This is a genomic window from Acinetobacter sp. SwsAc5, from assembly GCF_013391485.1.
GTDB classification, from domain to species: Bacteria; Pseudomonadota; Gammaproteobacteria; order Pseudomonadales; family Moraxellaceae; genus Acinetobacter; species Acinetobacter towneri.
Genome location: NZ_JACAXD010000007.1, coordinates 1 through 22,152, shown reverse-complemented (window position 1 = coordinate 22,152; position 22,152 = coordinate 1). Strand labels below are relative to the sequence as shown.

The following is a 22,152-nucleotide window of genomic DNA, read 5'->3' as shown; positions in this document are numbered from 1 at the left end:
TTGGTCTGTAACTTGTATCAGACGCAAGCCAATACTGCTGTTGTTTCGTGTTCCATCATTTTTATTTTAGTTTGCTATTTCCCACGGAGAAAACTCAATGAGTGCCCAGTTATTTGTTGTTGCTACCCCAATTGGTCACTTAGATGATATGAGCTACCGTGCAATTGATGTGCTCAAATCGGTCAGCCTAATTGCCGCTGAAGATACCCGCACCTCTGCACAATTAATGAAACATTTTAATATTTCAACTCCGCTTACAGCCTGCCATGAACACAACGAAAGCAACAAGATTGATATTTTAGTCCAAAAATTACTCAATGGCGAAGACATGGCGCTCATTAGCGATGCAGGTACACCACTGATTAGCGACCCAGGTTTTAAACTGGTTCGTGCAGCACAAGCCAATGGTATTCGTGTGATTCCTGTGCCGGGTGCATGTGCAGCCATTGCAGCGCTCAGTGCGGTTGGCTTACCAAGTGATCGCTTTAGTTTTCAGGGATTTCTCGCTTCTAAACAGTCACAGCGATTACAACAACTTGAAAAGCTAAAAGATGAAACCCAAACCCTGATTTTTTATGAAGCACCACATCGAATTTTAGATTCAGTCAAAGATATGGCTGCCGTGTTTGGTGCAGATCGCCCTGTTGGCTTTGCCCGTGAAATCACCAAAACCTTTGAAACCATTAAAAAAATGACTTTAGGTGAATTGGCTGAATTTATCGCAGCAGATCATCATCAACAAAAAGGTGAAATTGTATTGGTGGTGGGGGGAGCGAGCGAAGAAAAAGACATGGAACAAGAAAAATTAGATCAATTATTGCAGCGTTTGTTGCAAGATTTATCGGTAAAAGCAGCATCACAATTGGCGGCTGATCTAACAGGGATTAAAAAGAAAATTGCCTATCAACGTGCGTTGGAATTAAGCCAAGCAGCTGAATAAGCCGATTGAGCAATAACAGTGATGACGATCATCGCGCATAAAAAAAGCATCACCCTTTATACAAGGTGATGCTTTTTTATCTTGAGGTGATGAACATTAGAGCAGCCTGCATAGTAAGCATCCCGCCCTAACTCACTCAACAGTTCAACGAATAAATTCAATCAACAAGTTCAGCAAGCACGTTCAACAGATTAGTCGCGCGCAGACTCATCTGGTGGCACTTCGGTAATTTTTCCGCCACGCGCCAAGAATGCAGCCACTTCATCTTCCAATGCCTGACGCTGTTTTAGTTTGGCAGTTACAGTGAGAGTTTCTGCTTCTGCAAGATCACCATCTACAGCACCTTCTTCTGATTCTGCTGCACCTTTTTCAGCCGCTTTCGCTTCATCTTCGTCTACAGTTGAATCTTCTACATCATCGTAATCGTTCATGTCCGTCATCTTAATCTCCCCACAAATGACTTCAATTTAGTCCAAGTGAAAACTGGTTATGAATTACGATGAAATTTAGCAATCTCTTGGCCTTTCGCATAGAGTCTAGATTAAAAAAAACGTATCTTTTTTAACCAAATTCGTAATCAGGTATGTATGACCGTACAAAAAACGACTGTTTTGCTTTAAACCGCGTAGCGTGTGTCTTTAAGCAGGCTTAATCCACTGGCTTGTGACATAAAGGCATCTTTTAACGCAGGCAGCTGCTCCACCTGTTTTAAACCAAAGTTACGTGCCCACACCACAGGGAATAAAGTGGTGGTTTCCATCCAGCCAATCGCAGACATACTATGCATCATGGCATCATTTTGTCCTTTACGACGATGCTCGTAACGCTTTAAAGTTTGCTCATGCGCCCAAACACCACGTTTGAAATCATGCAACAACACATCGCACAGTACGGCTGCATCCAGACAACCAATATTCACGCCCTGCCCTGCAAGCGGATGAATTACATGCGCGGCATCACCAATAAGTGCCAAACCATCTTGCACATAACGCTGCGCTGCACGTGCTTTCAGTGGGAAAATAGCACGTGGGGTTGCCTCTAAGACTTCCCCGAGCATGTGATGACTTTCACGAGTCAAAAGTTGGGTAAAGTCTTCATCATTCAGTTTGGCATATTCTTCGGCATAATCATCAGGCAAAGTCCAAACAATCGACTGCCAATGCCCTTCCTGCTCGGCGTGTAAACTTGCCATCGGTAAATAGGCCAAAGGACCAGTTTCTAAGAAAATTTGACGTGCAACATGCTGATGCGGCTGCGCAGTACGAATTGCACAGGTTAGACCTGCCTGACGATAATCCAACACATCAAAATCAATAAAGGCTTGTTCGCGCACAAAGGAGTTAGCACCATCTGCGCCAATGACTAGCTTAGTCTGTAATTGTGTACCATCGGCCAAATAAATGTGCCAAACGCCAACACCACGCTCTAAACGGGTCACTTTGACTTGCGTTCGATAATCTTGCACTTGTTGCAACATTTGCTGCTGAATCGCTAGATTTAAAATGCTTGGCTCGACCATTGAACCCAGAGCCTGCTCAATAGCGGGTGTACGTTCGTTACTTGCCCCAAAGTTAATTTCGCCATAGCCATTTTTATTCCAAACCTGCATGCCGCTATACGGCATATGTCGCGCCAGTTTAGACCAGACATTGACTGTTTTTAACAGGTGGATGGTGGCCTGACTTAAAGCCAATACACGCGGATTGGCAACTGCAAGGGTTTTCTCTGCATCTAAAATAGGTGCGGCATCTAAAACTGTAGCCTGCACACCCCCTTGTGCCAATAAAAGTGCAGTTAAGCCTCCCACCAAGCCGCCACCAATAATGACGACATCTAACACTTGCGTTTGTTGATTTGCTGTGATCATGCTTTTAACCCCATGGCATAATTGGCGACCAAAGGTTTAATGCCTGGAATGGTATCAAACGCGACTAAGCCTGTATTACGCATAAATTTCAGGATTGGGTTTTGATTGCTAAATCCACGTACCACGCTGTCACAGAATTTAATGACTCGCTGTTGATCTTTCAAACGCGATTGTTCATAGTCACGCAGCATTGCAGCATCGCCTAAATCTGCTGACTGTGCCGCCTGTTCGGTGAGATAACGCAATAATACGTAAGCATCTCGCATACACAAGTTAAAGCCCTGCCCTGCGACTGGGTGAATGGTATGCGCTGCATTACCCATCAGTACAACGCGACCAACCGCCTGTTTTTCTGCCAGAACTTGTGACAATGGAAAACTAAAACGACGTCCTGTTTTTTCAAACTTCCCTGCACGGTCACCATAGGCTTGTTGCAAGGCATTTAAAAAGTGTTGATCATTTTCATCACCAATCCATTCATGTTCTGTACCTTTTGGCACAGGCCACACCACAGAACGGCGATATTCACCTGGCAGGGGCAGCAACGCCAAAGGCCCTAAGTGACTAAAACGCTCAAAACCCACATGCGCATGCGGCTTGGAGGTTTGCACTGTGGTCACAATCGCTACTTGGTCATAATCATGTTCCGATGCACCAATGCCCAAGGCTTTACGGCAGAAAGAATCACGACCATCGGCAGCAATCAGTAGTTTGGCAGCAAGCTGTAATTGTTCCTGACCACGTACCGCTTCAATATAGGCAAAATCTGCATCTTGTTTAAGACTGGTGACCTGCACACCATCAATCAATTCAATCAAAGGTTGTTTACGCACTTCGGTCAGTAACACCCGACCTAACCATGCATTTTCAATCACCTGACCAAAGCTTTCGACTTTTTCTTGTTCGGCCAATAAACGTGCCTTGCCAAAACTACCTTGTTCGGTAATTTGAACTTCTAAAATAGGCGTAGCATGTTCTTGCAAGGCATCCCATAAACCTAGCTCTTGGTAAATTTGTACGCTGCGACGCGACAAGGCACTATTACGTGCATCAAAACTGGAATGATACGGCGCAAGGTTAGCATCGTCATAATTGGGGTATTGAATCGCTTCTAGCAACTTTACTGCAATGTTTGACTTAGCCAACATCAAGGCTAAGCTTAGCCCGACCATACCACCGCCTACAATGATCACTTCTTGTTGCATGCCTTGATCCTTTTTATGAGGTATTCGACTTCAAAAGATTCAATCGAAATACGTATAATCTGTAATGGATTTTATCTTACCGCAAAGTCATTTATTTTTATAATGAATTAGTGTTGAAGCTATGGAAGATGATTAGACTTCTTGCAAATGTCCAATTCAAACTATAATTATTAGTCCCTCATCTTCTTGCTCCGAGCCATGTATGACACAAGAGAAGATAAATTCAATACTTAGTATTATTGATGGCTGATGATTGACTTTAGAATAAGCTCAACGATAAAAATGATCTCACATAATGGTTATTATACAAACTATCTTTGTAATGCATATTGCATTACAATATTTCCATACATTCAATAACTGAGAGAAGTGATGGCTACTGTTAATTTCAGGGTCGATGAAGCCCTTAAAGAAAAATCTTATTCAATCCTTAAAGAACAAGGTATCTCACCTACCGATTTCTTTACCAATATTCTTGAATATGTGGCAACGACTGGAAAGCTTCCAGTACACAAAGCGCTGCTTTCAGAAGAAGATGCTGAACTATTGGCACTTGTCCGTAAACGCATGAATGATCCTAAAGAGATGTTCGAGGAAGTCACATTAGATGACTTATAATCTTTTACGTCACAAGGACTTCACTGCAGAATGGGAAAAGCTTCCGAGTGCTATCCGCGACCAATTCAAGAAAAAATTAGCCAAAGTCATTGAGCAGCCACATATTCCAAAGAACATGCTTAAAGGTGATCTTGCTGGCTGCTATAAAATCAAATTATTAAAAGCGGGTGTCCGACTTATTTATCAGGTCAAAGATGATCAGGTCGTTATTTTGCTCATTACCGTTGGAAAGCGTGCTGATAACATTGTTTATGATGAAGCAAAAAAGCGGATCAAAGACTAAAAATTATTTACATACTCAAAATTTACACGCGCTTTCTAATAAAAAAGCTGATCACTTGACCAGCTTTGATTAGACCCAATTAAGCAGATTTAGCTTTTGCCATCAATGCTTCAATCTCTTCTACGGTTTTCACCACTTTTGAAGTCAGATTCAATGGCCCGTTCGCAGTCGCAACAATATCATCTTCAATACGGATACCTATACCACGCCATTTAGCATCTACCGTTTCATCATCGGGTGCAATGTATAGACCCGGTTCAACGGTCACCACCATACCTTCTTCATAAACACGCCAGTCTTCACCGTGTTTATAGCTGCCGACATCATGCACATCCATGCCCAACCAATGCCCTGTACCGTGCATATAAAACTGGCGATAACTTTCCGAAGCAATAATTTCTTCTAAATTGCCCTGCATAATGCCTAGATCAAGCAAACCTTGCACCAAAATACGCACCGCAACATGGTGTGGTTCTTTATAGGAGTTACCAATTTGTACAGCTTCAATTGCTGCAATTTGCGCATCCAATACAATGTTATACAGTGCTTTTTGTTCTGGACTGAATTGACCATTCACGGGAAAAGTACGGGTAATATCTGAGGCATAGCACTGATATTCACAGGCTGCATCAATCAGGACTAAATCGCCATCTTTAAGCACTTTGTCATTTTCGACATAATGCAAAATGCAGGCATTTTCACCACCACCGACAATACTGTTATAGGCAGGTACGCAGCCATTTTTACCAAAAATATAATTCAGTTCAGCTTCTAGCTCATATTCCATCATGCCTGCTTTTACTGTTTGCATGGCACGAGTATGTGCTTCTGCACTAATATTTGAAGCAATTTGCATCAGTTCCAATTCAGACTCAGTTTTATGCAAACGCATTTCATCCAGCAAACGATCTAACTGAACAATTTTGGCAGGTGCAGTATTGCCTTGACGATGTTGTGCATCAGCTTGTTGGTTCCATGCCGCAACACGTACATCAAATTCAGTCTGATGCCCCAAGCGATAGTACAACGTGTCTTTATTGACAATTTTGGCGATGATTTCTGCATCTAATTGCGCAATTGCAAAAGACTCATCTGCCTCAAACAGCTCAATTGCACCTTCTAAACCTGCGCGATAACCATTCCAGATTTCCATTTCACGGTTACGTTCACGGCAGAACAACGTGTAGGTATAACCTTCATCAATTGATTCATAGGTTTCAATCACCGCAACTGCTTCAGGTTCAGCAAAACCTGTTAAATAGAAAAAACTGCTGTCGGCACGATATTTATAATCTGCATCACGATTACGCATTGCCACAGGACTGGTTGCAATAATTGCGACACTATTGGGCCCCATCAGTTCTGCAAGTTGATCACGACGTTCTTTAAATTCGACTTGAGTCAGTTTTTTCATAAATACGGTCTACATATATAAAATGATGAAAATATGATTGTTGTAATGACTTAAAGCACCTTACACCGACATACTTAGGCACACAACGCCCGATTAACTCGGACGGTGTGGCGTAAACATTTCAACAACAGCACTTGCGTTTTGTGTGGTTTGTGCAGTTTGTTGACGCGACTTAGCATGTAAGTTTTGCAATAAAGAGCTTTCTTCTACTGGTACTTTTTTACGCCCAACAGATAAACTCACAGGAATCAAACGTACAAATTCATACAATTCCTGATAGCTTTCTTCGCCTTCTTCGTCATTGTCTGAATCTTCAAATTCAACCGCAGCAACATCTTGTAAATGCTCAATCAGTTCGATTTCATCTGAACGAATATGCCCAGAAGCCAAACCAAAACCAAGCACAACGCCTGCACACCAATCTGCCAAAGCTTGCACACGTTCTTGTAAAAGATGTTCATCATCTGGCAATAACGGCAGATAATCTAACTCATCTTCAGACAAAGCATGTGCGACATCTTCCGATTCATCGGTTAAAAGTGACAGTGCGGCTGGCTCTAATTCTGGCACATTGAGGGTTTCTAAAATCTGCTGCCACTCGGTTTCAGTTGGTGCATTTGTCACACAAACTATACCTGTCAGCAAGCCATGTAACTCACTTGGGCTTGAAATTTCTTCAATGTTAGAAAAATTGCGGAACCATTCCGACCAACCTGAAATATCGTCTTGCATTCGTTTATCCAATCTCTATACTTCGTATATATTACCTTTGTTTGCAATACTGTGCGACCACGATATGTTAGAAGAATTACAGCGTCTACAAGCGTATATTGGTGTTTTAAAAACACGAATTAATCATTATGAAAGTGAAAATGCCGCCCTCAGCACAGCCAAGCAAACTGCTGAGGAACAGCATCATGCTCAAATTGTTCAAAGAAACGGCATCATTACTGCCAAGCAAGATGAAATTGAGAATCTGACTGAGCAATTAAGCAGCACGCAAGCGCAATTACAGCAGTTAAATCAAGATGCGACAGCATTGGCAGATCGTTACAGTCGTTTGGAAAAAAGCTGTACTGATTTGAAAAACCGCTTTCAGGAAATTTTGGCTGAGCGCAATGAATTACGCATTCTGAAAGAAAAAATGCTGAATGATCAGCGTATGAATCAGCATGAAATTCAGACACTCAAACAAGAACGTGAAAGATTGTTACAAAAAAATGAGCATGCCAAAGCCAAAGTTGAAGCTATTATTCAGCGTCTTGCAATTTTAGGTACAGCTCAAGATCATCATGCGCAAGAAATTCAACAACTTGCCCATCCTGCCGAAGTGAGCGAGGAAGGTTAATATGTCAGTTCAAATTCCAATTGATTTACGTGTTTTAGGACATAGTTTCCGTTTAGCCACAACTGAAGAAAAAAGAGAAGATTTAGAGCGTGCAGCACAATTATTGAATGAACGCTATGATGAGTTTCGTCGTAAAGCGCCCAATATGGAACCGAGCAAACTGATTATTGTGGTGGCTTTAGAGTTGATGCAAGAGGTTCTTTCTATGAATAAATCTTTGCAGCATTATGAGCATTGTGAGCGTTTACTCAGCACCATTTTGCAAGAAGTTGAAGCCCTTACTTAAGTGTCGTTTTTTTGACTTAAGTTTGCATAAAGGCTATGCAAACAAGCTCTATCTTTACAGTTAATTCGTGAACATGAGTTGCCAAGCAACTGAGATGGGTTATACTAATTCTAACTCTGAGGTGTTCGCCAGCGAGTCTATATCCCTGCCGATACTTAAATCTTAGGATTGTGTTCTGCATATTTAGAGCGTATGCCCATCTCGTATGGGAAACCCAGCAAGTATGCGTCGCGTCCGCCTTGAACTTTTTCGGGTTCAGGGTAACGACATGCAGCGGCATCTTCGGAGCTATTTATTTTTAAATATCTAAAAATAAAATGTCTAAAAAATATAAAATCGTTTAGAAAAATGTATCAGCAGAAACCTTAAACCGCTCAGACAGCGCTTTAATATGACGAATATTCAACTGGCGTTTGCCGCTTAAAATCTCCGAAATCACAGATTGAGTTGCAACCTCTGCCAAGTCAGATTGACCTAATCCATGTTGCGCCATCAAAAAAGCTAAAGCAGCACGACCATCTCCATGAGGAATAGGCAGGTGTTCATTTTCATAAACAGAAACCAAGTCACCGAGTTGATGAATCAGCCCCATTAAAGGATGCGTTTCATCATCACCAACAATATCTAAAAGCTCATCTAAAGCCTCGACAAGTGCATGAAAATCTTTTTCATTTTCTGGTTTACTCAGCAAAGGAGCAACGTAGTGCCAGTGATCTACAGCCTGTTTAATCATTGCGTTCATACTAATCCTCCTTCCAATGACCTTTGTTATATTCTTTATGGGATAACACATGACGAATATACACACGCTTTGCCTGATACATCACAACAGCAATAAGTCGAATCTTATTCCCACCAATATCGAATACATGAAACTTTCCAACTTTATCAACTGCTGGAAATAACTGCTTCATTTCGGCAAAGTCTTTCGGATCATTTGCCTTAATAATTCGATACCAACCATCGAGTGCTGTTTCAGCCTGTGGCCACTTGTGCATTGCCTCTATAATTCTAGCGTGGGTGATCACATGCATAATATTTTATCGCATTTTGCTATAAATCAAGTATAAACTGATTATCGCATATTGCAATATTTTATAGCGAATTAAACAAACTCAGTTTCACCAACTTGATGATAGTGACGATTAAAATAAACCAACGCCTGATCTTGTTGATTTTTTTGAATGGCAACTATTGGGCAAATAAAAATAGTATGCGTCCCCACTTCTTGAATTTGCGAAATTTCACAATCAAAGCTGACCAATGCATTTTTTAATATAGGAGCGCCCGTTTCTAAAGCAGCCCATTCAGCCTGCTTAAAACGCTCATCGGAACTCAATTTTGATGAGGCAAATGCATTGGAAAGATGTTCTTGTTCTGCATTTAGCACATTCACACACAGCACTTTATTCTCTAAAAAACTGAGATGTGAACGCGATGATTTATTCATACACACCAATAATGTTGGCGGTGTATCTGTCACGCTACATACCGCAGATGCAGTAAAACCATGACGTCCTGCATCTCCCATTGTCGTCACTACATTGACTGCACTTGATAAGAAAGACATTGCATTTTTGAAGTCTGTTGCTTTAACCATCACCGTATTCCAACACTCAACTTTTTTAGAAAGTTCAAAGGATGCTTTTTGCCTGAAAAAGCATCCCTGATTCACTTAACTTAAATTCACTTGGCTTGAATTCACTTCGCCTGATCGAACGCTTAACTAGATAATTCTTGGCGAATAATCTTCGTACCAGCAGCCAAAGCCTGTAACTTGCCTCGTGCAACCTGACGACTCAATGGTGCCATTCCACAGTTAGTCGATGGGTACAACTTGTCAGCATCGACAAATTGCAATGCTTTGCGCAATGTATCTGCAACTTCATCGGCTGTTTCAATCGTATTCGTTGCGACATCAATCGCACCCACCATCACCTTTTTACCACGGATAAGTTCAAGCAAATCCATCGGAACACGTGAGTTGTGACATTCCAGTGAGATAATATCCAAATTAGACTGCTGTAGTTTTGGGAAAACTGCTTCGTATTGACGCCATTCTGAGCCGAGTGTTTTTTTCCAATCGGTATTGGCTTTAATGCCATAGCCATAGCAAATATGCACGGCTGTTTCACATTTCAAACCTTCTAACGCGCGCTCTAATGTTGCCACGCCCCAGTCATTCACCTCATCAAAAAACACATTAAACGCAGGTTCATCAAACTGGATGATATCCACGCCTGCTGCTTCAAGTTCACGCGCTTCCTGATTCAGGATTTTGGCAAATTCCCACGCCAGTTTTTCACGGCTCTTGTAGTGCGCATCGTATAAAGTATCAATCATGGTCATAGGACCAGGCAACGCCCATTTGATGGGTTGATCTGTCAGTGAACGCAGGAATTTGGCATCTTCAACAAAGACTGGTTTTTGCCTAGAAACTGCACCCACCACAGAAGGGACACTGGCATCATAACGATCACGAATTTTGACTGTTTCACGTTTTTCAAAATCGACACCTTCAAGGTGTTCAATAAAGGTGGTGACAAAATGCTGACGGGTTTGCTCCCCATCACTCACAATATCAATCTCTGCTTGCTGTTGTTCATGCAGTGATAGACGCAGCGCATCTTGTTTTGCGTCCAGTAATTCTTGCCCTGTTAATTTCCACGCTGACCAAAGCTTTTCAGGTTCTGCGAGCCACGAAGGTTTAGGTAAGCTGCCAGCCGTTGAGGTCGGTAATAAAATAGCCATTTTGAATCTTCTATCTGTATTTTAAGTTAAGCAACACGTTCTTGATTGGCAGCATGCAGCGGCACGAACTTGGCAGCCCATTGTTCAAGAATATCTTGATAAGGCTTGATAAAGTTTTCTTCAGTCCATTTGCCCTGCTTGACTGCCAACTGACCTCGCTCAACACGGTCATATACAACTTGGGTTAATGAATAATCCTGATAATTCAAACTTGGCTGATAGACCTCGCCTGCAGGTGAGTTGGTGTTATAAATTTCAGGACGATAAATTTTCTGGAAACTTTCCATAGTACTGATGGCACTGATCAACTCAAAATCTGTGTAATCACGCAGTAAATCACCAGAAAAATAGAACGCAAGCGGTGCATTGCTATTTTCAGGTTTGAAGTAACGCACAGTTAAACCCATTTTTTCAAAGTAGTCATCGGTACGTGAATATTCATCATTTTTATATTCTGTGCCTAAGACAGGATGCACATTGGTCGTACGATAATAAGTTTTTGTGGTTGATACGCTCAGGCAAATCACAGGTTGTTTTTGAAACTCAGCTTGGAACACTGCTGAACTGACCAAATGCTGATAAAGCTTGCCATGTAAATCACCAAAACTTTCAGGCTTTTCATTTACTTTGCAGCCTAATGCTGGCAAGACCACACTAAAATCATAATCACGAACATACGATGAAAAACTGTTGCCAATCATGCCTTCAATACGTTCATTTGTTTGATGATCTGTGATCGTACTTTTTAGCATTTCAATGAATGGAAAAGTTTTGCCATTTCCTTCAATATCAATTTCTGCAGAAATAATGTCGATTTCAAGCGAATAACGATCACCTTTTGGGTTATCGCAAGATGCCAGCGAGTTAAAACGATTATTGATCATCGCTAAAGTTCTGCGTAAATTTTCCTGACGGCTTTCACCACGCGCCAAATTTGCAAAATTGGTGGTTAAACGCGTGTTGTTAGCAGGTTCATAGTTTTCGTCAAAACGAATACGTTTAATTGAACAGGTGAATGGCTTTGTCATGATGATCTACTACCCAAATTTAAAAAGTTAAAATTTCTGAATGAGGGTATTTATACTGGAACGACAAAGTGAATAAAAATGATTTAACCTCAGTCCAAAGTGAATTTTATTCACCTTAATTTAAAATATGCAGCAAAATATCTAAAAATGATGGTTTTTCTGTTATCCCTTAAATTTAAAAATTAAAATAAATATTTCAATAACAACAAGTTAAAACCAAAAAATATTTTTATTCCGATAAATATTGAAGAGTATATTTTAGAGGACAGCACATAGTTCATTCAGTAGATTTCAGCCCTGAATGAATGAAACTCAGCTTGAAGTTAGAAAATCTCAGCTTCTGATTGGCTTGGTTTAGCATCTTCGTGATCAAAATGTATTCAGTTGGTCACATCAAAAAACAACGAGAAAAAAATCGGCAGGCAAAAAAATAGGTCAATTCGTCAGTTGACCAATTGACCTTACGATAAGCTCACACATTGGAGCTTCTTAGATGATGCAGTTTTATTGAACTTGTGCAGGAAAATCATCTTCTGCCAATGCAGCGGTAATTTGATCTACTGTTGCAGTGCTTTCCACAGTCACAATTTTAGTCGCTAAATCGACTTCAACTTTTGCAGCAGGATCAACATCTTGAATGGTTGCCGTGACACCACGTGCACAACCGCCACAAGTCATATTTTCAATCAATAGTTTCATTGCGAACTCCACACTTCTGCCTTTGTTGAACTGTAGTTTAAAGCTTACTATGCTGGCAAGGTCAAGCCTATTTTGGGCTAAAATTTACTTGACCTTACCATCGTGTCAATCTATATGCTAAACACATCCTCCAAATTATAGAGACGACCATGGACGCAAAACACCCAAATGCCTCTCCCTATCAGGAAACTTTGTCTATAGAAGGCATGACCTGTGCCTCATGTGTCGGGCGTGTCGAAAAAGCCTTAAAAAAAGTCGATGGTGTAGAAAAAGCTGAAGTGAATCTTGCAACAGAAAAAGCACTGATTCACGCATCGCAACCTTTAGACCGTGCACTGCTCATTAAGGCAGTGCAACGTGCAGGTTTTGATGTAGCTGCCATTCAACCAATAGAACTGTCTATTGATGGCATGACCTGTGCCTCGTGTGTAGCACGTGTCGAAAAAGCCTTAAAGAAAGTGTCTGGTGTAGAACAAGCCAATGTCAATTTGGCGACTGAACGCGCATGGATTCAACCGAATGCCACAGTTTCTAGCCAAGACCTGATTCGAGCGATTCAAAAAGCAGGTTATGACGCCAAACTGCTGCAACACGACTCTAACGAACAACACGATAAAAAGAATCTGGAACAGCAACAACTGAAACGTGATTTAGTAATTTCACTGATTTTAGCCTTGCCTGTATTTATTCTGGAAATGGGCTCACACATGATTCCCGCCTTTCACATGTGGGTGATGCACAATATTGGGCAACAACAAAGTTGGTTGATTCAATTTGCTTTAACCACATTGGTGCTGCTGTTACCAGGACGTCGTTTTTATCAAAAAGGGATTCCAGCGCTGTTACGTTTTGCGCCTGATATGAACTCTTTGGTGGCTGTGGGAACTTTGGCTGCATACAGTTTTTCATTGGTAGCGACATTTATGCCACAGCTTTTACCAGAAGGCACAGTGCATGTTTATTATGAAGCTGCGGCAGTGATTGTCAGTTTAATTTTGCTAGGGCGCTATTTCGAAGCCAAAGCCAAAGGTCGCACTTCACAAGCCATTCAGCATTTAATTGGTATGCAAGCCAAAACTGCGCGTATTCATCGAGATGGTCAAATCATTGAAGTACCTGTGGCAGAAGTCATTTCCAATACCATTGTCGAAATCCGCCCGGGTGAACGTATTCCTGTAGATGGTGAAGTAGTCGAAGGTCATAGTTATATAGATGAATCGATGATTACAGGTGAACCTGTTCCTGTGGCAAAACAAGTGGGCAATCAAGTTGTAGGCGGTACCATCAACCAAAATGGCACACTAAATATTCGTGCTACTGCCATTGGTGAAGCTTCGGTGTTGGCGCAAATTATTCGTATGGTCGAACAAGCGCAAGGCTCTAAATTACCTATTCAAGCCTTGGTGGATAAAGTGACCATGTGGTTTGTACCTGCCGTGATGTTATTGGCTGCACTTACTTTTATTGTGTGGTTTATTTTTGGCCCAGAACCTACCCTAACCTTTGGTTTAGTCAATGCAGTCGCTGTTCTAATTATTGCCTGCCCATGTGCGATGGGTTTAGCCACACCGACTTCAATTATGGTGGGAACAGGTCGTGGCGCAGAAATGGGCGTGCTGTTTCGTAAAGGCGAAGCTTTGCAGCTTTTGCAAGATGTTAAAGTGGTCGCGGTGGATAAAACAGGAACGCTCACCGAAGGCAAACCAACATTAACCGATTTTCATGTGCAATCGGGTTTTGATGCAGATCAGGTCTTTGCACTTTTGGCATCGGTAGAAGCGAAATCTGAGCATCCCATTGCATTGGCGATTGTGCAAGCTGCAACAGAAAAGCAAGTCAGTTTACTGCCTGTTACCGAATTTGACAGCATTACAGGTTCAGGTATTGAAGCACTGGTGAATGGTCAACGTATTCAGATTGGTGCAGACCGTTATATGCAACAAATTGGGCTAGATGTTAGCGCTTTTAATGCAGAAGCTGCACGTTTAGGACAAGAAGGCAAAACACCAATTTATATGGCGATTGATCAACAACTGGCAGCCATTGTTGCCGTTGCAGACCCAATTAAAGACACGACTTTTGCTGCTATTGCAGCGTTGCATCAACTGGGTTTAAAAGTGGCGATGATTACGGGAGATAACCGACATACGGCTCAGGCAATTGCTGCACGTTTACAGATTGATCATGTGGTGGCCGAGGTTTTACCTGAAGGCAAGGTCGATGTTGTACGTGAATTACAACAGCAATTTGGACGTGTGGCTTTTGTGGGTGATGGTATTAATGATGCCCCTGCTTTGGCACAAGCCGATGTTGGAATTGCGATTGGTACAGGTACAGATGTTGCGATTGAAGCAGCCGAAGTTGTATTGATGTCGGGCAATTTACAAGGTGTGCCCAATGCAATTGCTTTGAGTAAAGCCACTATCCGCAATATTCGTCAAAATCTGTTTTGGGCATTTATTTATAATATTGCCTTGATTCCAATTGCTGCAGGCGTGCTATACCCGTTTGCAGGTATTTTGCTCTCGCCTATTTTTGCTGCGGGCGCGATGGCATTATCTTCAGTGTTTGTATTGGGTAATGCGCTCCGTTTAAAATATTTCCAAGCAGCACAGATTTAAATGCAACATACAAAAGGGTTTAGAAGATTGCTCTACGCCCTTTTTATGAGAGAAGTCACATGAATATTGGTCAAGCCTCTAAGCTATCGGGTATTTCCAGCAAAATGATTCGTTATTATGAGCAAATTGGTTTACTGGATACCGCCAAACGCTCTGCTTCGGGTTATCGGATTTATTCTGAGCAAGATTTAAAAACTTTGTCTTTTATTAAGCATGCACGGGATTTGGGGTTTTCTTCTGAGCAAATGAAAGAATTGCTAGGTTTATGGAAAAATGCTGACCGACAAAGTGCAGAAGTGAAGCAACTCACGCTTAAACATATTGAAACCTTAAAACAGAAGATTACGCAATTACAGGAAATGGCGAACTGGTTGCAAAGCTCTGCAGATCATTGCTCTGGCGATGAACAGGCAGATTGTGTGATTTTGAAAGATATTGAATTGGGGAAGTGATTTGGAATTAAGCTTCCCCCATTCAAACAAGACCTGACAGTTATCCACTTGTTAGAAACCATTGTTGTATCTGTCAGCTTAAATTTAACTTAGGAAATCTACATCCCTATCTTTTTAATACATAGCATAAAAAAACTCACACTTTGGGGAAGTGTGGGGGGAAACTTGGAATATCTGTTACTTTATGGGAGCGTATTATATATAAACACAATTTGAATTAGTGAGCATTCTATATAATTTACGAGATAAATTTAACACTTTTTAAGAATCTCTCCGATAAACTGCACAACAATCAAGTTTTAGCACTATTCATTACGCATATTTTAGCGCGGTAATTCATACCCTTTTTCATTAATTAAACGAACCGCAGCATCACAGACTTCTGCATCATAAATTGTACCGTGTCCACGTATGACTTCTGCAAGTGCGACATCTACCCCTAATGCGAGGAGAAATAAATGACTTTAAGTCAAATACGTCTGGCGATACTAAGTCACGAGATAATTTAGGCATACTTTACCCTGCACCCAACCGATGAATGGTTTTTAGACTGACTTCGCTCACTACAGGTACGACAATATTCTGAAAAGACATCACGATATTTCCTATTTACTTGCAAGCCTGATTGAATCAATCTCTTTTATCATCTTACAAGCTATTGATCATTTTTTAAGGCATTTAAAGGTTGAAATTTAAGGAAATTTTATAAAAAACTCCAAGCTCAAACTCAAAAACCACATTACGACTTCATCTATTTTGTGAAATACCTCTCATTTTTAAACGATAAATTTTTTAGAATGATTTATGCTATATCACACATCAATAAACGAAAATTGAATAACAAGAGAGTTTGATCTATGCCACATTCTTACCACCTCGAAAAACACTATATTGAACGGTCTGGATGGTTACGTGCTGCAGTATTGGGTGCGAACGATGGGATCATTTCTGTGACCAGTTTGGTCGTGGGGATGGCAGCCAGTGGTGCATCTTCTCAAACATTGTTAATTACCTGTATTGCAGGCTTAATTTCGGGCGCTGCTTCTATGGCAGCAGGTGAATATATTTCGGTGAAATCTCAACAAGACATTGAACAAAATGACCTTGCGATGGAAGCACGCGAATTAAAACTCAATCCAGAGCATGAACTAAAAGAACTCACCAATATTTATATGATTCGTGGTTTAGATGCCGAATTGGCAGAACAAGTTGCCATACAACTGACTGCTCACAATGCTCTAGATGCCCATGCCCGTGACGAAATTGGTATTTTAGAACACACCTCAGCGCAGCCATTTATGGCAGCTTTTTCATCGGCATTGGCATTTACTGTAGGTTCATTATTCCCGTTGGTGTCTATTTTACTCTTACCTGAACATCTGTTAGACAAAGGCGTGATGTTGGTCGGTGTAATCAGTCTAGGGGTTATGGGTGCGCTTGCCAGCTATGTCGGTGGCGCAAGTATGTGGAAAGGTGCATTGCGTGTCATGATCTGGGGTATTGTCGCCATGGTATTCAGTGCGTGGATTGGTTCAATGTTCCATGTCGCTGTGGCTTAAAATCTAGAAAACTCAGTATAAAAATCTGCTCTATCTTTGGATAAAAATATGTTCAGAGATAGGGCAAGCTTCAGAAATAACATGAATGAACAGCTTATCCATGCAAAGTTTATATCTCTAAAACTTCTATCTTCAAAGTTAATCAAATAAAACTACAACAGATTCAGCCCACAATTTTAAGTCAGTTTTAAGTTTCAAATTTTAAACTAAAGCATCTTAAAGTCTTTTGAATCATTGACAATGTCTAAGCAGCCCGAATCACCACTTGCTCCATCTATCTTTGCCCGACTACGCTTTTGGCAAAAACCGATTTCTTTATTCTATTTCAATCTACTGCTTGCCCTATGGTTAGGCTTGGTATTGAACTATGGATTTTATGAGAAAATTCAACAATTCACACCTTATCAGGGCATTAAAGCCATAGGCTTATTGATTGCAACTGTGATCGTCATCGTATCGGCGTATCATCTGTTGCTGCAATGGCTAAACTGGCGTTGGAATGCCAAAATATTAGCCAGTATTTTGATTGTAGTCGGTGGATTCAGCGCTTATTTTGTTAATAGCTTGGGCGTAGTGATTACCGCAGACCAAATTCAAAATATGCTGCAAACCGATGTACGTGAAGTACGTGATCTTTTGTCTGTACGCTTAGTGGTTTGGAGTGTGCTGTTTGTACTATTGCCATTGGTCTTGGTGTGGTCTGTTAAAATTCAGCCGACTCATTTTGCCCGTCAATTACTGCAAAAGACTTTAGGCAGTGTAGTTTCGATTGTGCTGATTTTGGGTTTATTGTTCTGTTTTTATGTGGATTATGCTGCAATCTTCCGCGAGCATCGTGATTTAAAAGGCATGCTTTCTCCACAAAATGCGATTGCCTCTAGTCTATCGTATTATAAAAAGAAAGCACCCAAACAGAATTTGCCGCTGCTGCGCTATGGTGAAGATGCACATTTAATTCAACGTGCGCAAACAGGCATAGCACCCAAAATTATGCTGTTGGTGGTTGGTGAAACTGCACGTGCCGAAAGCTTCTCACTGAATGGCTACGCAAAAAACACCAATCCTGAACTGTCCAAACTGCCTGTGATTAATTTCACTCAAGTCAGCTCATGTGGTACAGCCACGGCTGTTTCTGTGCCGTGCATGTTCTCGGGGATGCCACGCCAAAACTATGATGAACAACTGGCAAATCACCGTGAAGGATTACTGGATATTGCCCAGCATGCTGGTTATCAAGTCACTTGGATTGATAACAATTCAGGCTGTAAAGGTGCTTGTGATCGGGTGCAGCAATATCAAATTCCTGCAGCGCTAAAACAAAAATGGTGTGATGCTAGCGGTGAATGTTTAGATGAAATTTTAGTGGACAGTTTACAGGCTTATCTTGCTCAGCTTGACCCGAAAGACAGACGTTCACATTTAATTATCTTGCACCAAATGGGCAGTCATGGACCTGCTTATTTCAAACGCTCAACCGTAGCTTATCAACCCTTCCAACCGACGTGTAACAGCAATGCGATTCAGGGTTGCAGTGCCGATGCCTTACGCAATACCTATGACAACTCGATTGTCTATACCGACCATGTTTTAAGTCAGTTGATTCAAACTTTAGAGCAACAAAAACACTATCAAACTGGTTTTTGGTATTTATCTGATCATGGTGAATCGACAGGCGAGCATGGTTTATATTTACACGGCGCACCGTATTCTATGGCACCGACTCAACAAACTCATGTACCGATGCTGATGTGGTTTTCAGAAGCTTGGCAACAACAAAATTCCGCGCAAGTGAATTGCTTAAAAGCACAACGCCAAGCAGCATTGAGTCAGGACAATCTTTTCCCAAGTTTATTGAGCTTACTAGATGTAAAAAGCCAAGTGATTGATCCGAAAAATGATATGCTGAATCAATGTTCTGCCCCATCTACCACTCAACCGCAGCACGAGTCATCACATGCCTAAAATATTAATCATTGAAGATGATTTTATGATTGCCGAATCGACCCAAACCTTGCTCAAGTTACAGCAATTTGATGTTACTTGGGTGAACAACGGGATTGATGGCTTAAAGCAATTACAGCAGCAAGATATCCAGTTGGTGTTGCTGGACTTAGGCTTACCCATGATGGACGGCATGCAGGTATTAAAAAACATTCGCCAGTTACATCCACAATTGCCCGTGCTGATTATTTCTGCGCGTGATCAATTGCAACAACGGGTGGATGGTTTAAATCAGGGTGCAGATGATTATTTAATTAAACCCTATGAATTTGATGAATTACTGGCGCGAATTTATGCCCTGCTCAGACGTAGCGGCGCACAAAATCCTGTAAACGATACCGCACATATTTTAAGTTATGGCGATTTAGTCTTAGATACCGAACAACATTTGGCAAAATTCAAAGGTGAATATATCGAATTGTCGAATCGTGAATGGGCAATTTTAATGGCTTTGGTCAGCCACCCTAATAAAATTTTCTCTAAAAGTAATTTAGAAGATAAATTATATGATTTTGACAGTGAAGTCAGCAGCAACACCATTGAAGTCTATATTCACCATTTACGCGCCAAACTTGGCAAGGACTTTATTCGTACCATTCGTGGTTTGGGCTACCGTTTAGGGCAAATTTAATGCAATCCTACTCTTTGCAAAAACGTCTGATTGTTTATGTTTCTATCTTTAGTGTCATGTTGGGCTGCGTTTTGGTATTTGCAGCGTATCGAATTGCCCTAGAAGAAATGAATGAAATTTTAGATGCACAAATGCAAAGTTTGGCGGAACGCATTGCAGCAAACCATCCAGAACCTACACAAAGCCAAATCAATTTAAATCAGAGATATAGTGAAGAAGACTTATTTGTCGATATTTGGTCTTATACCGATGCAACACCACAATTACACCCTCAAGGTGTGTTGCTACAACCCGTAGAAAAACCAGGGTTTTATAATCATCAAACTGAATCTGGACTGTGGCATACCTATATTTTGCCGCAGGAAAATCTACAAATTCAAATTAGCCAGCAAAACTCTGTGCGCCAATATTTAGCTTTAGAGTTAGCGGCAAATATGTTTATTCCTTACGCACTATTTTTACCCTTTGCCCTTTTGGCTTTGGGTTGGCTCATTCGTCATAATTTCCAACCGCTCAATGACTTTAAAAGCGAATTGGCACGTCGTAAAGCGCAGGATCTCAGCCCGATTCACATGTTGGATTATCCTGTCGAGCTTGCACCCACGATTCAGGAAATGAATCAGTTATTTACGCGAATTTCTGCCGCACAGCAGGAACAGCGCCAGTTCGTTGCCGATGCTGCACATGAGTTACGTACCCCGCTCACCGCACTTAATTTACAAGTACAAATTTTATTGCAGCAATTTCCACATAGTGATGCTCTCAATAATTTAAGCCAAGGGGTTTTGCGTTTACAGCATTTGGTCAATCAGTTATTAAGCTTAGCCAAGCAAGATGCCTCAGATAGTCTAATTGAAAACGATCAAACCCTATCTTTAAATCAAATGACCATTGCCTGTGTGGAACAACTTATTCAATTGGCATTGCAAAAAGATATTGATTTAGGTGTCGAACAACGCCAAGAGTTGAATATTCATGGGCAAAGTTCTGCTTTGCATTCCATTATTTATAATTTAATTGATAATGCGATTAAATATACGCCCAAACAAGGCGTGATCAATGTGACTATTTTTCAGCAAGAACAACATGCAATTTTGCAAATTGAAGACAGTGGTGCAGGCATTGACCCCGCACTATTCAATCAAATTCGACAGCGTTTTTACCGTATTCACAACCATGCAGAAATTGGCAGCGGTTTAGGTTTATCTATTGTAGATAAAGCCACCCAACGCTTAGGTGCAAGTTTAGAGTTTTCTAAAAGTGCCAGTTTAGGTGGTTTATGTGTGCAGGTTAAATTTCCGATGCGTTAAGATCGGGTTTTAATTTAGATTTTGATTGTGGCAATTTATGCGCCAAGAACGCATAAGCGACTACGTTCAAACACCAAGTAATCCAGCCTGTCCAAAGATTATGACTAAAAAAATGTGCCCCGCGCATCATTTGCGCCCAGCCCATCCCCATGCCTAAAATGCAAGCCGCAATCAAGAAAAAATAAGCACGTTTAGGTTGAGCAACCCGATAAACAAAATATCCTACCAATAAAGCAAAACCACTTGAGGCATGCCCCCCTGGAAAACAATGCCCTGCCGTTGCACTTAAATCCCGCCGAACACCATGCGCTGTGGCAATGCTCATATCCCACGGGCAAGCATGTGCCGACTGTGATTTAAGTATTGCAATCACACTGGTCGAAATCACCACCATCCAAAAGAAATAGCCATACTCCCAACGACGAGCACGTAATTTTTGAAATTTGAAAGACAGCAACCAAGCCAGTAAATAACTCAGATATACCGCAATCAGGATATATTTGACATACCGATGATTTAATACAGCCAATGCCCAATTTTGTCGCAGTGGAAATTCTGCATGTGCATCTATAAAAGGTTGAATTAGGTGTAAATCTAGCGTGCCTGCAACGCTAAAAAAATTGAGCAATATCAGCAAACTCAGAAGGAGTAAAATTGCTTGAAGAAGTAAAAATTTTGAATGCTGATGCCGCATGAGGATTACTCAACTCACTATCTATTTTAAAGTCTGTCTTATGCTTTTTTGAAGGATTAAGCAGGAATCAGGCATGCGCCCCAAGTCAATGTGATAATTGCCAAAGCAACAAATTGCGCTGCACTGCCCATATCTTTGGCATTTTTAGACAAGGGGTGTTGCTCCATCGAAACACGATCGACCACGGCTTCAATAGCAGAGTTAATCAGTTCGACAATGATGGCAAGTAAACACACCACAATCATGAGCACTTGTTCAACACGACTGACAGGCATGAAAAAACTGAGCGGGATCAGCAGTAAATTAATCAGAATGATTGTAAGCGTCCGCTGAACACACCTTCTGAATTCATCCTATAAGCCTTAATTTAGTCCCCACTTAGAAACAAGTGGGGACTTAAATTTATGACTACAAATAATCAGACATCCATCGCATCTCTTGCGAA

The 22,152-nt window shown here is 41.2% G+C and carries 23 protein-coding genes, 1 other RNA gene and 1 pseudogene; 12 read left to right on the top strand and 13 right to left on the bottom strand.

Features of this window, described 5'->3' with window-relative positions:
* The first annotated feature begins 97 nt into the window (after positions 1-97).
* Positions 98-940: a 16S rRNA (cytidine(1402)-2'-O)-methyltransferase gene (gene rsmI / locus HYG89_RS05520; RefSeq protein ID WP_178319212.1), complete on the top strand. Its 843-nt coding sequence runs from the start codon at positions 98-100 to the stop codon at positions 938-940.
* A 191-nt stretch (positions 941-1,131) separates the two neighbouring features.
* On the opposite strand, the gene HYG89_RS05515 is transcribed toward rsmI, so the two are convergent.
* The 3 genes from HYG89_RS05515 to ubiH form a co-directional block, all read right to left on the bottom strand.
* Positions 1,132-1,380 carry a hypothetical protein gene (locus HYG89_RS05515; RefSeq protein ID WP_004972644.1) on the bottom strand — a complete coding sequence of 83 codons (249 nt, stop codon included), beginning with the start codon at positions 1,378-1,380 and terminating at the stop codon, positions 1,132-1,134.
* 176 nt (positions 1,381-1,556) lie between these two features.
* Positions 1,557-2,807, bottom strand: coding sequence for an FAD-dependent monooxygenase (locus HYG89_RS05510; protein WP_178866539.1), 1,251 nt, complete (start codon positions 2,805-2,807; stop codon positions 1,557-1,559).
* A complete protein-coding gene (gene ubiH, locus HYG89_RS05505; protein ID WP_104852300.1) occupies positions 2,804-4,012 on the bottom strand; it encodes a 2-octaprenyl-6-methoxyphenyl hydroxylase in 1,209 nt (402 codons plus the stop codon). The genes HYG89_RS05510 and ubiH overlap by 4 nt, the downstream gene beginning before the upstream one ends.
* Before the next feature lie 372 nt (positions 4,013-4,384).
* Here ubiH and HYG89_RS05500 point away from each other — a divergent pair, with 372 nt between their 5' ends.
* Both HYG89_RS05500 and HYG89_RS05495 read left to right on the top strand, forming a co-directional pair.
* Positions 4,385-4,630 (top strand): type II toxin-antitoxin system RelB/DinJ family antitoxin, encoded by a 246-nt coding sequence (locus HYG89_RS05500; RefSeq protein WP_104852301.1) that lies wholly within the window; start codon positions 4,385-4,387, stop codon positions 4,628-4,630.
* Positions 4,620-4,913, top strand: coding sequence for a type II toxin-antitoxin system RelE/ParE family toxin (locus HYG89_RS05495; protein ID WP_004970510.1), 294 nt, complete (start codon positions 4,620-4,622; stop codon positions 4,911-4,913). Before HYG89_RS05500 ends, HYG89_RS05495 begins: the two co-directional genes overlap by 11 nt.
* Positions 4,914-4,992: 79 nt before the next feature.
* On the opposite strand, the gene pepP is transcribed toward HYG89_RS05495, so the two are convergent.
* Together pepP and HYG89_RS05485 are read right to left on the bottom strand one after the other, a co-directional pair.
* A complete protein-coding gene (gene pepP / locus HYG89_RS05490) occupies positions 4,993-6,327 on the bottom strand; it encodes a Xaa-Pro aminopeptidase (protein WP_154320488.1) in 1,335 nt (444 codons plus the stop codon).
* 93 nt (positions 6,328-6,420) lie between these two features.
* Entirely contained in the window at positions 6,421-7,059 is a 639-nt protein-coding gene (locus HYG89_RS05485) for a UPF0149 family protein (RefSeq protein WP_004970514.1), read from the bottom strand.
* Between the two features lie 64 nt (positions 7,060-7,123).
* Here HYG89_RS05485 and HYG89_RS05480 point away from each other — a divergent pair, with 64 nt between their 5' ends.
* The 3 genes from HYG89_RS05480 (at position 7,124) to ssrS (ending at position 8,254) form a co-directional block, all read left to right on the top strand.
* On the top strand, positions 7,124-7,675 hold the full coding sequence (locus HYG89_RS05480) for a hypothetical protein (RefSeq protein ID WP_178866537.1): 552 nt from the start codon (positions 7,124-7,126) through the stop codon (positions 7,673-7,675).
* A 1-nt stretch (position 7,676) separates the two neighbouring features.
* On the top strand, positions 7,677-7,961 hold the full coding sequence (locus HYG89_RS05475; protein ID WP_004970518.1) for a cell division protein ZapA: 285 nt from the start codon (positions 7,677-7,679) through the stop codon (positions 7,959-7,961).
* 110 nt (positions 7,962-8,071) lie between these two features.
* Positions 8,072-8,254, top strand: a non-coding RNA gene (gene ssrS, locus HYG89_RS05470) — 6S RNA.
* A gap of 47 nt (positions 8,255-8,301) precedes the next feature.
* On the opposite strand, the gene HYG89_RS05465 is transcribed toward ssrS, so the two are convergent.
* The 6 genes from HYG89_RS05465 to HYG89_RS05440 form a co-directional block, all read right to left on the bottom strand.
* Positions 8,302-8,703: a type II toxin-antitoxin system HigA family antitoxin gene (locus tag HYG89_RS05465; protein ID WP_004970519.1), complete on the bottom strand. Its 402-nt coding sequence runs from the start codon at positions 8,701-8,703 to the stop codon at positions 8,302-8,304.
* Between the two features lies 1 nt (position 8,704).
* Complete coding sequence (locus tag HYG89_RS05460) at positions 8,705-8,995, bottom strand: type II toxin-antitoxin system HigB family toxin (RefSeq protein WP_178866535.1); 291 nt, start codon at positions 8,993-8,995, stop codon at positions 8,705-8,707.
* A 71-nt stretch (positions 8,996-9,066) separates the two neighbouring features.
* Positions 9,067-9,561 (bottom strand): flavin reductase, encoded by a 495-nt coding sequence (locus HYG89_RS05455; protein ID WP_004970523.1) that lies wholly within the window; start codon positions 9,559-9,561, stop codon positions 9,067-9,069.
* A 122-nt stretch (positions 9,562-9,683) separates the two neighbouring features.
* Positions 9,684-10,712, bottom strand: coding sequence for a methionine synthase (locus tag HYG89_RS05450; RefSeq protein WP_004970525.1), 1,029 nt, complete (start codon positions 10,710-10,712; stop codon positions 9,684-9,686).
* A gap of 26 nt (positions 10,713-10,738) precedes the next feature.
* Positions 10,739-11,740, bottom strand: coding sequence for a putative oxygenase MesX (locus HYG89_RS05445; protein ID WP_004970527.1), 1,002 nt, complete (start codon positions 11,738-11,740; stop codon positions 10,739-10,741).
* Between the two features lie 504 nt (positions 11,741-12,244).
* Complete coding sequence (locus HYG89_RS05440; protein ID WP_004970528.1) at positions 12,245-12,439, bottom strand: heavy-metal-associated domain-containing protein; 195 nt, start codon at positions 12,437-12,439, stop codon at positions 12,245-12,247.
* Positions 12,440-12,588: 149 nt separating this feature from the next.
* On the opposite strand from HYG89_RS05440, the gene HYG89_RS05435 reads away from it, so the two are divergent.
* From HYG89_RS05435 to HYG89_RS05410, 6 genes are all read left to right on the top strand, one after another.
* Positions 12,589-15,060 carry a heavy metal translocating P-type ATPase gene (locus HYG89_RS05435; protein WP_178866533.1) on the top strand — a complete coding sequence of 824 codons (2,472 nt, stop codon included), beginning with the start codon at positions 12,589-12,591 and terminating at the stop codon, positions 15,058-15,060.
* A gap of 59 nt (positions 15,061-15,119) precedes the next feature.
* A complete protein-coding gene (gene cueR, locus HYG89_RS05430) occupies positions 15,120-15,512 on the top strand; it encodes a Cu(I)-responsive transcriptional regulator (RefSeq protein WP_004970532.1) in 393 nt (130 codons plus the stop codon).
* Between the two features lie 857 nt (positions 15,513-16,369).
* Positions 16,370-17,071 (top strand): VIT family protein, encoded by a 702-nt coding sequence (locus tag HYG89_RS05425; RefSeq protein WP_096902719.1) that lies wholly within the window; start codon positions 16,370-16,372, stop codon positions 17,069-17,071.
* A gap of 240 nt (positions 17,072-17,311) precedes the next feature.
* Positions 17,312-19,033, top strand: coding sequence for a phosphoethanolamine transferase (locus tag HYG89_RS05420; RefSeq protein WP_178866531.1), 1,722 nt, complete (start codon positions 17,312-17,314; stop codon positions 19,031-19,033).
* Positions 19,026-19,703: a response regulator transcription factor gene (locus tag HYG89_RS05415; RefSeq protein WP_178866529.1), complete on the top strand. Its 678-nt coding sequence runs from the start codon at positions 19,026-19,028 to the stop codon at positions 19,701-19,703. Before HYG89_RS05420 ends, HYG89_RS05415 begins: the two co-directional genes overlap by 8 nt.
* Positions 19,703-21,013: a HAMP domain-containing sensor histidine kinase gene (locus tag HYG89_RS05410; protein WP_178866527.1), complete on the top strand. Its 1,311-nt coding sequence runs from the start codon at positions 19,703-19,705 to the stop codon at positions 21,011-21,013. Before HYG89_RS05415 ends, HYG89_RS05410 begins: the two co-directional genes overlap by 1 nt.
* On the opposite strand, the gene HYG89_RS05405 is transcribed toward HYG89_RS05410, so the two are convergent.
* A complete protein-coding gene (locus tag HYG89_RS05405; protein ID WP_178866525.1) occupies positions 20,994-21,707 on the bottom strand; it encodes a phosphatase PAP2 family protein in 714 nt (237 codons plus the stop codon). The genes HYG89_RS05410 and HYG89_RS05405 overlap by 20 nt on opposite strands.
* A 56-nt stretch (positions 21,708-21,763) precedes the next feature.
* Positions 21,764-22,024 (bottom strand): annotated as a pseudogene (locus tag HYG89_RS05400) (diacylglycerol kinase); the annotation flags it as partial.
* Between the last annotated feature and the right edge of the window lie 128 nt (positions 22,025-22,152).